9 protein-coding genes are annotated in these 11227 nt (G+C 59.6%); 7 read left to right on the top strand and 2 right to left on the bottom strand.

The features are described 5' to 3' along the window. Positions 1–56 precede the first annotated feature (56 nt). The 7 genes from eda (at position 57) to LDO22_RS01470 (ending at position 6977) form a co-directional block, all read left to right on the top strand. Positions 57–704, top strand: coding sequence for a bifunctional 4-hydroxy-2-oxoglutarate aldolase/2-dehydro-3-deoxy-phosphogluconate aldolase (eda, locus tag LDO22_RS01500; protein ID WP_224025811.1), 648 nt, complete (start codon positions 57–59; stop codon positions 702–704). After that, complete coding sequence (locus LDO22_RS01495; protein WP_224025810.1) at positions 701–1249, top strand: AAA family ATPase; 549 nt, start codon at positions 701–703, stop codon at positions 1247–1249. The genes eda and LDO22_RS01495 overlap by 4 nt, the downstream gene beginning before the upstream one ends. 373 nt (positions 1250–1622) lie before the next feature. Further along, entirely contained in the window at positions 1623–3032 is a 1410-nt protein-coding gene (locus LDO22_RS01490; protein WP_224025809.1) for an MFS transporter, read from the top strand. A 159-nt stretch (positions 3033–3191) separates the two neighbouring features. Next, a complete protein-coding gene (locus LDO22_RS01485) occupies positions 3192–4013 on the top strand; it encodes a sugar phosphate isomerase/epimerase family protein (RefSeq protein WP_224025808.1) in 822 nt (273 codons plus the stop codon). 156 nt (positions 4014–4169) lie between these two features. Further along, positions 4170–4961, top strand: coding sequence for an SDR family oxidoreductase (locus tag LDO22_RS01480; RefSeq protein WP_224025807.1), 792 nt, complete (start codon positions 4170–4172; stop codon positions 4959–4961). Positions 4962–5211: 250 nt separating this feature from the next. Beyond that, positions 5212–6033 carry a DeoR/GlpR family DNA-binding transcription regulator gene (locus LDO22_RS01475; RefSeq protein WP_224025806.1) on the top strand — a complete coding sequence of 274 codons (822 nt, stop codon included), beginning with the start codon at positions 5212–5214 and terminating at the stop codon, positions 6031–6033. Positions 6034–6079: 46 nt separating this feature from the next. Further along, positions 6080–6977 (top strand): IS5 family transposase gene (locus tag LDO22_RS01470; RefSeq protein WP_224025805.1). Its coding sequence is split into 2 segments (ribosomal slippage): positions 6080–6430 and positions 6432–6977, totalling 897 coding nucleotides; the frame shifts between segments, so codons are not numbered across the junction. Between the two features lie 556 nt (positions 6978–7533). Here LDO22_RS01470 and LDO22_RS01465 read toward each other — a convergent pair. Together LDO22_RS01465 and LDO22_RS01460 are read right to left on the bottom strand one after the other, a co-directional pair. Then, positions 7534–8229 (bottom strand): SGNH/GDSL hydrolase family protein, encoded by a 696-nt coding sequence (locus LDO22_RS01465; protein WP_224025804.1) that lies wholly within the window; start codon positions 8227–8229, stop codon positions 7534–7536. 612 nt (positions 8230–8841) lie between these two features. Continuing rightward, a complete protein-coding gene (locus LDO22_RS01460) occupies positions 8842–10350 on the bottom strand; it encodes an APC family permease (protein WP_224025803.1) in 1509 nt (502 codons plus the stop codon). Between the last annotated feature and the right edge of the window lie 877 nt (positions 10351–11227).

The following is an 11227-nucleotide window of genomic DNA, read 5'->3' as shown; positions in this document are numbered from 1 at the left end:
GCGGCCCGTCAGCGGTGGAGGAGATATCACCAGCCCGGGCCGGAAGAAAGGCAAGCATGTATAAAAAACTTCGCACCCTGCAGACCATCGATGAATCTGGCGCAATCCTGATCGTCCGCCTCGAAAACGCAGAGGTGGCAGAACAAGTTGCGGAAGCAGCCATCGCGGGAGGCTTCCGGGCCCTGGAAATCACCCTGTCAATTCCTGGCGCCGTTGAGGTGATCCGTCGGCTCTCAGCCAAACATGGGGCCAACGGAGTCGCGATTGGCGCCGGAACGGTACTGGACGAGCATTCGGCCTACGAATGCATCCGCGCCGGAGCGGAATTTTTGGTCAGCCCCCAATTGAACCCGGCAATGATCCGGACCGCGAACCGGTACCAGGTCCCGACGGTCAGCGGCGCCTACACACCAACCGAGCTCGTCAATTCCGCGGAGGCGGGAGCTGACATCCTCAAGCTCTTTCCCACCGAGGCCGGCGGCATTCCCTACGCCAAGTCAGTTCTCGCCCCCCTCGCCCATCTGCCGATCATGCCGGCAGGCGGCGTGACCGTTCAGAACGTGGGCGAATGGTTCGGGGCCGGCGTGGCAGGTGTCGGCGTCGGCAGTTACGTGACCAAGGCATGGCAGCAAGATGGCGACTTCAACCGCGTCACCAGTGCAGCCAAGGAGTTCCTGGCGGCAGTGGCAGAGGCCCGCCGATGACGGTCCCCAGTGTCTTCGTTGTTATTGGCCCAGCCGGCTCCGGCAAAACGACCGTCGCCCAAAAAACTGCCAGAGAAAACAACGCCGCATACCTCGACAAGGACCGGGTATGCGGACGCTTTGTCGAGTTCGCCCTAAAAGCAACCGGGCACGACCCGACCGACCGGGAATCAAACGACTACTACCGCGAGAACCTGCTCCCTCTCGAGTACGACACCCTCATGGACGTGGCCGGCGCCAACCTGCGCCTCGGCCGCTCCGTGGTGCTCGATGCCCCTTTCGGCGCCTACTTCGACGTACCGGACTTTTTGACGCGCGCGGCAGAAAAATTCCATTGGCCTTCATCCGAAACCACGGTGGTCCGGGTAAGAGTCCCACAGGACCTTCTGCGGGAGCGGCTCACCCGCCGCGGCCTGGAGCGCGACCAATGGAAGCTTGCCCACTGGGACGAGTACTGGTCCGTCTACGGAAGCATGGAATGCGCATGGTCCGGGGTGCGGTACCAGGACTTCAACAACGAAACACCGCTTCCTGCACAAGGGTAAATGACTGAGCCGGTGGCCCAACTCAGGTGAGCCGGTTCTGGGCGTATCGTTCACGCCACTCGCCGCATGGACAAGCCGCGCCCGCCGCTGAACTGCCTGGCGGCAGGCGTCTGCCTCCACTGTACGAAGCGGATCGCCCTGGGGCAGGGCCAGCCATGGGGGCAGCTGCGACGCGGCTCACAGTGAGACGTTGACAAGCTCCTTTTGTCGCCCGTAGTGTGGTTGCAACCGATCTCAGCAACCGATCTCAGTAATCGAATCGTATTGGTGCTAGTGATCTTAGAGACCCGGCGGTAACAGCAACTGTGACAGGCATGGATTGCCCTACATACCGTTACCGCTCCTCAATAAACGTGAAAGTATGGAGAGTTCAATGAAGACCTCAAAGGAAGCGCTCGACAGCCCGGGCCCTTCGGCAGTGCCCAAGGAGCCCCGCGGCCACATCAACATGGTCGCGGGCACCATCGGCCACTTTGTCGAGTGGTACGACTGGTACATCTACGGCCTGCTAGCGGCAGTGTTCTCAACACAGATTTTCCCCAGCGACTCCCCGTTCGCATCCCTGGTTGCAGCCCTGCTCACCTACGCAGTCGGATTTGTTGTACGCCCGCTCAGCGGAATCATCATCTCCCCACTCGCCGACCGCTTCGGACGCCGGCTCATCCTGACCCTGTCGATCTCGGGCATGGCGCTCGGTGCGCTGATCATCGGCCTCACACCGTCGTTTGCCACCATCGGGTATGCAGCACCGATTCTCTTCCTGGTTGCCCGGATCCTGCAGGGGATCTCCGCCGGCAGTGAGGCGCAGAGCGCCATCGCGTTCATGGTCGAACACGCCCCCGCAAACCGAAGGGGCCTGTTCGGATCATTCTCCAACATGGCCAGCGGCCTCGCGACCCTGGCAGCTACCGGCGCCGCCGCAATCGTCACATCATCCTTCTCACCTGCTGACCTCGCCGCATGGGGATGGCGCATCCCGTTCGTCGCAGGCGGCATCCTCGGCGTCGTCGGCCTTATCCTGAGGGCCCGCGCGGAGGAGACCCCTGAATTCGAGGCAGGTGCCCTCGTCGATCAAAAGACCGCTGCCGCCCGCCTGTGGGACCTGCTTCGTGAACACCCGAAGGCTCTGCTCCAGGCAGCTGCCCTCTCTGCCCCGGCCGTTGCCTACTACACCTGGGCCACATTCCTTCCCACCTACGCCAAGCTGACCTCCGGCCGGGACCTGTCCTCCACCCTGGCCGGAAGCGTTATCGGGCTCGCCTTGCTCGTGGTCATCGTGCCGGTCTGCGGTGCTCTCTCTGATCGACTCGGCCGACGCAAAATCTTCCCCATCATCGGCGCCATCGGCATGATCGTCCTCTTCTACCCCTTGCTCCTGCTGCTGAACCAGCCCGGGTTTGGCGTATACGTTCTGGTGTCGGCATCCGGATGGGTGGTTCTGGGTATTTGGCAGTCGATCTACCCAACCATCCAGGCCGAACTGTTCCCGGCATCAGTCCGCGTGTCCGGTATCGGGTTCGCTCACCAGATCGTGATTGCCGTCTTCGGTGGCACCGCCCCGCTGATTGCCGCTGCCTTCGTCGGCGCCGGACAGCCGATGCTCGTCGCGGTCTACATGATCGTCATCGTCGCCCTCTGCCTCGTCGTCTACTTCACGCTGCCCGAGACCGGCAACCGCGGTGACCGTGCCACTGTGGCGCTGGCTGACCCTGAGGTGCTGGAAGGCGAACACCTGGTCTCGAGCACCTCGTCTGCCACCGACGGGGCTAAGCGTTCCCACTAGGCACGCTGTACCAACAGCCGTGACGGCTCGACCAAATGAGAAGAAGGGGCTTGCGCTCCGGGTTTCGTTGAGCTGCCCGGCTCGCGCTGGCGATCCTTTTGCAGGGTTGAAAATTCGCAGCGCGTCATGACTAGGCGGTGAACAGAGAGGATGCCTGCAATGAACGGCATGATTATCAATACTTTTTCCTATCTATGGTCAGCTACAGCAATCGATGCAATAGCTGAACTGGCCGAGAACGGGTACAAAACCTTCGAAGTTCCGATCAGCTCGCCACATTGCTGGCCCGACGAAATATCCCTCCAGGAGCGTTCGGCAAGTCGTGCAAGGCTCGACGCATACGGTGCGACCATCAGGTCACTGAACGCGGGCGGGTACGACATCAACCTGGCCAGCCCCGGCGCCAACATGCGCCGTAAGAGCGTCGAGCACATCAAGCAGGTGATTGACCTGGCCGAAGCGTGGGATGTACGCGACGTCGTGATATCCCCCGGCACAAGGCGCCCCATGATCTCACCTTCACTTGAAAAGGTGTACGGGTGGATGTACGAAAGCCTGGAGGCTCTCATCCCGCTGGCCAAACAGGCCGGCACGCGGTTGCTCTTTGAAAACACTCCCTACTGCTTCACTCCTACCGTCGAGGACCTGGCAGGCGTCGTGAGCACAATCAACGACGAAGCAGTCAAGATCGTTTACGACGTCGCGAACGCGGCCTACATAAAAGAAGATCCTGTACAAGGCCTGCGCTCCCACCACGAATCGATCGGACTTGTGCATATCTCGGATACGGGCACGGACACGTGGGGCCATGATCCCATCGGCACCGGAGTGATCGACTGGAACGGGCTGGGTAGAGCCGTAAAAGAAACGTGCGGCGTCAACAACGTAGTCCTTGAGATTATCCGCGAAGAGAACCCCCTACAGGAATTCAATAAGGCGATGCAGGAGCTCAAGAACCAAGGCTGGGACCTGGGCCATTAGCAAGCCTTCAGCAAGCGGGCCAGCTGCGGTTTAGGACGGAATTCCGGACTACAAGCCGAATTGATGAGCAAAACAAGCCATCTCCAGCCGGCGATTTCTACCGTTTAGGCAGTCAAACAATTTTTGTGTGAACCACTAGTAAAAAGGAACTGTGTGATGAGAGCTTTGGTTACCGGCGGTAGCAGCGGCATAGGAGCGGCTACCTGCGTCAGAATCGCAGAGGCTGCCTTGGCCCGGGGTGTGCATCCGATGATCGCGGTCGGTGGACACGAACCGAACAGCAGCCAGGAGCAAGTCGTTCGCTCAATCCAGTCCCTCGGCGGTACGGCCATCGCACTGGCGGGCGATATCGGTGACCCTGATGTGCCAAGTCAACTGGTAGAGACCGCGGTAGCTGAGTTCGGCGGCCTGGACGCCTTGGTAGCAAACGCGGGAATCGCCAATCCCGGTGCGATCTGTGACGTATCACTTGAAGACTGGGACAACATGTTCTCCGTTAACCTCCGCGGCGCGTGGCTTCTGGCTAAGGCAAGCTACCCCCACCTGAAGCAAAGCCAGGGCGCCGCATGCTTTACCTCTTCCATGTCCGGTCAGCTACCCCACGCCGGATCCGGCGCTTACAGCCCCAGCAAAGCTGCACTGACAATGCTGGCCCAAACACTCGCACTGGAATGGGCCCCCGACGGAATCCGCTCAAACGTCGTCTCCCCGGGCATGACCCACACGCGGATGACCGAAAAAATGTACGAAGATCCCCAAATCAAAAAGGCAAGGGAAAGGATTATCCCTCTGGCCCGAATCGGTGACCCCATGGACATTGCCAATGTCATCGAATTTCTTATAAGCCCACTATCGGGCTACGTCACCGGCCAGGACATCTGCGTCGATGGCGGCTTTTCAAAATCTATTCTTAGTCATATTCCCGGTCGGCCCAGCTCAAAATCTTGACGTCTCTGTAACCGATTCCGGTGAAGTGACAAAGGAGAGGACAGCCCCTCCACCGCAACGGTGGGGGCCGCTGTCCCGCGCTCAACCTGGCCACCGCCGTCCCCATGTAGTTAGCCTCTTCACGCGCGGCACCATACAGCCAAGCAGACGGATCTCCCTAGACCTGCTTTAGCTACAGATGGGGCCGGGAGACCGGCGTTGCGCTGATTGATGTTTTCAGGGCGGGGGCGGCAAGCCCGAAGGAGAAGCCGTGAGCCCAGCAGTGCAACCCCTCATCCCTGAACAGCGCCATCAGGAGATCCTCCGACTCCTGCGCCGCGAGGGCGTCCTGAGTATCCGCAGTTTGACGGACTACATGAAGGTCTCCCACATGACGGTCCGCCGGGACATCACTGCGCTGGAGGACCAGTGCCAGGTCGTCTCAGTCAAGGGCGGCGTGCGCCTCGCCGAATGGACAAGCCAGGAGCCCCCGCGGGAACGGCAGTCCCGCGCGCAGCTGGAGCTTCCCCGCGAGCAGGCGATCGCCGGACTCGCCGCCGGGTTCGTGGAAGACGGCATGGTGGTATTCCTGGATGCGGGAACTACCTGCCAGTCGGTGGTGCCGCACCTCGCGGGCCGCCAGAACCTTACTGTGGTGACGAACGACTTCTACGTGGTGAGTAGCCTGTTCGCCCATCCGGAGGTTGAGACGATCCACACCGGCGGTGTTGTTGACCCGTCGAGCGCCTCGAGTTGCGGGCGTATCGCCGCGGACGTCGTGAAGTCGATCAACATCGACTTGTTCTTCCTCAGCACGGGCACCTGGAACATGGCCCGGGGTGTCACCACGCCCTCGATGGACAAGGTGGAGGTCAAGCTGGCCGCGCTCGAGGCGTCGTCGTCGTCCTTCCTGCTTGCGGACAGCACCAAGTTCGGCACCGTATCCCGGTTCAACGTGGCGCCGCTGAAAAGGCTGGATACCATCATCACCGACGACCAGCTTCCGCTCGAGATGCGGGACGACATCCGGGACCTGGGCGTCAACGTGCACATGGCCCCAAGCAGTATCAGCCCCAATAGCTGGGTCGCCTAGGGCGTGTCTCCTAAATCCTCATGTCGGCGTCGGGGATGCTTGATGGGTGTCGCGTACTTCTGTTTTGACTGACGGGCAGTGGGCCCGCATTCAGCCGTTGCTGCCGTCCTCGACTGGCCGCCGGGGTCGTCCTTTCCGGGACGACCGCCGGGTGGTCGAGGGCATCATCTACCGGTATCGGTGCGGGATCGCTTGGCGGGATGTGCCTGCCGAGTTCGGCCCTTGGCAGACGATCTGGAAGCGTCACCGGCGCTATAGCGGCGACGGAACCTGGGACAGCATTCTCGCGAAACTGCTGACGATCGCGGACTCCCGGGGTGAAGTCGATTGGTCGGTCTCGGTCGACTCGACAGTCAACCGCGCCCACCAGCACGGCACCAACCTTCCCCGTGCCACAGGGGGTCGGCTCGAATTACATGAATCTGTTTGCTGAGCCGGATGACCATGCAATTGGACGGTCCCGCGGTGGATTGAGTACCAAGATTCATGCCTTGGTTGATGGCAAGGGCAGGCCTTTGGTGCTGCTGGTCGCGCCGGGCCAGGGCGGGGATGCGCCGATGTTCCCCCACCTGATGAACCAGTTGAAGATCAACCGGGCTGGTCCGGGCAGGCCGCGCACCCGCCCGGACCGTGTTCGCGGTGACAAGGCCTACTCCTCCAGAGCCATCCGAACCAGCCTCCGCGACCGCGGCATCGTCGCTGTTATCCCGCAACCATCGGACCAGATCGGCCATCGGAAACGCCGAGGATCCACCGGTGGCAGGCCGCCGGCCTTCGACAAAGAGGACTACAAAGCCCGCAACGTCGTCGAACGCAACTTCAACACCTTCAAACAGTGGCGAGCCCTGGCAACCCGCTCCGACAAACTCGCACTCACCTACCGCGGCGGAGCAGTCCTCCGAGCCATCAGCATCTGGCTGACCGCTTTAGGAGACACGCCCTAGCCCCGCCTGGGCATTCCGCCGTGCGGAATCGGGCCTATAGAGCCATTCTTCGCGGTCAGCATGGGCTACACCCCAATCTGACGTGGAAAGCGCCTGGCAAAGCGAAACACGCGTACGTTGGACGGGGCTCCCATTCGTTCTTAACGCCTCCTCTCAGGCGCACGCGGGCATAGCTCCTCACGGCCCCAAGTTAATCCCGTCAAGCCCCAACTTCTTTGCGTACTTCGACTACCCCCGGGATTCACCCGCTTGGCCTCTTCCCTTCCGACCGTCCGGCTGTGATCTGAGAACATCATGATCTACTGTCAGTAAATCTGAACTTCGCCTTACCCTGACACAAGCGCACGACGACGTCCTGAAGCCAAAGCCCCGTCATGAATTGGCAATCCTGACCACTCCCCCCGAGCTGACGGGATCCTTATTATCGGCCTTGAAAGCAGAAGTGGTGACGGTAAAGAGGAAAACCTTGGCAGCCGTCAGGGGTCACCTGTGCGTCATGCGGCTTCCGCGAAGGTCCCCCCCGCTGCACCTGGGAGATTACCAAAAGGTGAGCCTTTCAGTCGGATAGGGCGGACCTAAGAATTCTCCCGATTTTGTCTCGCAGGAACCTCTGTCCTTTGGCGCTGGGATGCTCGCCGTCGGGTCCGAGCAGCACACTGACGCGGCCACCGAGCCAGTGCTCCGCTATGGGATCAACGAATTTCACCCCTTTGTCGCGCGCGGCAGAAGCGTCAGAACGGCACACGGCGGCCAACACCTGATCCAGCCCCTCGCTCCCGGTCAATGGACCGATCGCCACGAGACTGGCCTGGGGAGCCAGCGACGACGCGGCGTCGAACGTTGACGCGACCGCCGCCTTGAGCTCCTCAGGATCTGTCCCCGCGTCGTTGTCTGACCCGAAAAACAAGATCACATCGGCTGAAGGTGTGACTGCCGCCTGGACTTCCCCGCGGAAAGTGTCGCCGTCAACACCCGTGGCTACGTAGCCGCTGCCGTTCTCGGCAGCATTAGTGATCTCAACCGCACGCTTGTCGAAACCGGGTGCCGACTTAAGGAGTTCTGGCCAAGCCTGTTGTGGGGATGTCCCCAACCCGGTACTCAGCGAGTCTCCAATCACGACAATCCTGGCTATGTCCGTTGACATCGTTTCGTGCACAGGCTGCCAGTCGACGCCGGCAGGGGCGCATGCGCTCACAGCAACCAGCAGCGCCGCTCCGGCTGCCGTCTTATTGTTCAGGGACGATTGCTCCATCTACTGCTCCAACAAATTTAGTACGACGCAGGTGAACCCTTCGCTGGCCCGGGGGAGCAAGCTCACGGTTACTGAGGCATCCAGGGGACCCATCACTCTCTTCCACCTTTACAACAGGGCAAACTATCGGCGCTTCAGTTCGACTGGAGAGAGCACCTCGAAGAGGTCGGGCTCAGGCATCACGGCAGGGCTAATCTGATGCTTGCATCTGGCTGATCAGCGCCTGGTTCGAAGCCGTGGGGTCCACGAAACCAGAGTCGTAAAGGTCTAAGCCGACGGGGTTATGTCTGTCCCCATTGCGAGTGTTCGGCGTAGCTCAGGGCCATCACGTAAAAGCTGGCGAAATTAGAAACGGAAAGGGTGCTCGTTCGCTCGGCAAACTATGGTTTGGATAACCACTACGTCGCGGCTTCGAGCACCCTCCTCGTTTCTAACATGCGATTAAGAACGGCGCCTCACTCAGAGCGGAGGCTAGTCCACGCCCTATGCAGAACTGGTCACGACAACCATGGAATGCCCCTTACGAATTTTTCGAGCGATGCTCCCGTGGAAGAGGCGCATCCTGCGTCGTGCATCAACCAGGCGGCACATGCAAGTAACTTCACCCCACGGTCAGCTTGATTCGGCAGCCGCCGGCCTTGTGGCTGTTTCACCTTTTGCCTTGCCCTCAAACGACGGGTCTTCTTCGTCTGGGTGAGTCGGCACCCATTCCCGGAGCACCAGCTTCACACCATCCTGGAACTTCTTCCTGATGACGTAGGTGATAGGCCCGAAAGAAAGCAGGATTAAAGCGATGAAGATCGAGCTGGCGTCCCCGTAACCGCCCAGATCCGGGTTAAGGAAGCCGACCAAGGCTATGACAGCATCAACTATCGCAAGGACCGCGGCAATACCCACCCAGTAAGATCGCAACTTGAACGGCCTCGGCCAGTCTGGGCGGTCCTTGCGCAGCAACACGAACCCGGCGACTGCGAATGTTGTGCACACGAGGTATCCGAAGTTGCTGGCGAATAGTACCGCCAGTGTTGACCCAAGGAAGAACACCATCGCAACATTGACCACCATGTCCAGTGTCATCTGTCGTACGGGCATGCCACTTCGCTTGCCAAGATGGTCCAGCTGTTTGAGCGTCATGCCCTCGCGTGCGAGTCCGAAGAGCGCTCGTCCCGCGCCACCACTGGAGGCTGTCATCGAGGCAAACATTGATGCACAGACAACTAGAGTGACGAACCCCGAGGCTGGCCCGACTAAGTGCTGGAAAGCCAACACGGCGTAGCCAATGGGATCATTGGCTATAGCGTTCTCGCCGAGCGTGCCAGCTGCACCGATAGGCACCAAGATATAAATAGCAACCATTGTGAACCCGTTGAACGAAGTCGCCTTGGGCACGTCCCGCTTCGTATCACCGAACTCCGGGGCGAAAGTCGCAATAATTTCGGTACCGTATACACTCCAGGCTGCCAAATACATCAAAGCTATAGCGAGCTTCCAGCCGCCCCATGCCCCCGAGAAATGGAACGTGAAGCTCTCCGCGCTCCATTGTCCTGTTATGAATGGCATAACCACGAATACGAGCAGGACAAACACAACTCCGATGTTGAGGATCCACAAAACACGAACTGTTGGCTTGACCCCTAACACATTTAGCATCCACACCAAAATAATTGCACCTGCTGCAATAAAATGCTGAGTACCAATATCTACGCCAAAGATTGTAAAAAAGATTCCGGTATCCGGAAACCACTGTGCTTTAACAAGATTGCCAAAGGTCAAACCGACCGCCGAGAGCGCGAGTGACCAAGCCATCCAGTATCCGTAGACACAGAACGGACCAATTGGTGCAAAATACTTCCGCCAGGCCTCGTGGGCGAACACGCCAATGCCGCCAGTCTTGTTGGGAAACATTAGCGCCATTTCAGTGAACAGCATGACCTGGAGTAGTCCGATCAACGCGGCACTTACCCATACCGCGATCATGCCCCACAGGCCTACCGTACCCATTGTGTATCCGACGGAGGTGAAAATACCCGTCGTCATAACCCCGATCGTCAGGGCGAAGCCATCGGTCCATTTCAGCCGCTTTCGCATTATGTTGTTGGCACTAGCTGCGCTTTCCGCCATAGTTCACCATTCTCCTTTTCCTTAATGGATCTGAAGACGCCCGTGCTGCGCCGTCTTGAGTGACACGGATAACTATGGGGCCCGGCGGACCGTTCGCGATTGTCGTGAATTGATAAAAATGCCGCGCACCTTGTGTCGCTACGTCTAACGCTTCAAGTGCGTTCCCTAGCGAGTAACAATTGCATGCTCTGGCCGGAACGGCGAAGCACGCAGACCGTACATGGCTGCCAGTGTGGAAACCTGCGGCTTGGACCCGGATCTTTAGCATTGTGGTGCGGCCCGGCGAGGCTGTCCTTTGTAAAGTAGTTACGGGTGTAGGTGGGAATGATTGTATAGACGAGGGCAGTATCGTTGGCCGCTGCGCAACCGTACGTGCGTACAAAAAGCAATGACCGCTCAGTCATTGACTGCATGGCCTTGGGGGTCACAGGCACGCTAAATTCTGTTGGGAATTGGCCTTTTTGACGATCGCCTTCGCGTCGCCATGGCTCCGGACTGTTCAGTGGCAGCCAACGGCGGTGCCCCACATAGGAGTTTGTATGGATTGTAGTGGTTCCGAGAACCCCGCTCCGGGTTCGAATGAGGCCCATGGTGGCGTACTCGTTCCCTCACATATCATCGCTTGCATTCTTTTCCATGTGGGCGGATGCAGCTGCCGCGTTAGTAGATGCACGGCCGACGATGAGCTTTGACGCTGGACCTCGGGATAACTGTGGAGTCCCTTTTCCCAAGGCGCACGAGAAGGGCGAAGACCTCTTGGCCGCCGACTGGGCCCAGCTGGAGGAAGGTCACTATGTAATCGTTCAGCGGGACGGTGAGCCGGCGGTCTCCGGGGAAGTCGATGTCGTTACACAAGATGCATCGGTCTTCTGGGTCT

It is taken from the genome of Arthrobacter sp. NicSoilC5, from assembly GCF_019977395.1.
GTDB lineage: Bacteria > Actinomycetota > Actinomycetes > Actinomycetales > Micrococcaceae > Arthrobacter.
Note: the sequence above shows the minus strand (reverse complement) of the source record. Positions and strands in the feature narration are given on the sequence as shown.

Excerpts from the sequence above, each read along its gene's own strand:
- eda (WP_224025811.1), top strand. The coding sequence starts at position 57 with ATGTATAAAAAACTTCGCACCCTGCAGACCATCGATGAATCTGGCGCA.
- LDO22_RS01495 (WP_224025810.1), top strand. The coding sequence starts at position 701 with ATGACGGTCCCCAGTGTCTTCGTTGTTATTGGCCCAGCCGGCTCCGGC.
- LDO22_RS01490 (WP_224025809.1), top strand. The coding sequence starts at position 1,623 with ATGAAGACCTCAAAGGAAGCGCTCGACAGCCCGGGCCCTTCGGCAGTG.
- LDO22_RS01485 (WP_224025808.1), top strand. The coding sequence starts at position 3,192 with ATGAACGGCATGATTATCAATACTTTTTCCTATCTATGGTCAGCTACA.
- LDO22_RS01480 (WP_224025807.1), top strand. The coding sequence starts at position 4,170 with ATGAGAGCTTTGGTTACCGGCGGTAGCAGCGGCATAGGAGCGGCTACC.
- LDO22_RS01465 (WP_224025804.1), bottom strand. The coding sequence starts at position 8,229 with ATGGAGCAATCGTCCCTGAACAATAAGACGGCAGCCGGAGCGGCGCTG.
- LDO22_RS01460 (WP_224025803.1), bottom strand. The coding sequence starts at position 10,350 with ATGGCGGAAAGCGCAGCTAGTGCCAACAACATAATGCGAAAGCGGCTG.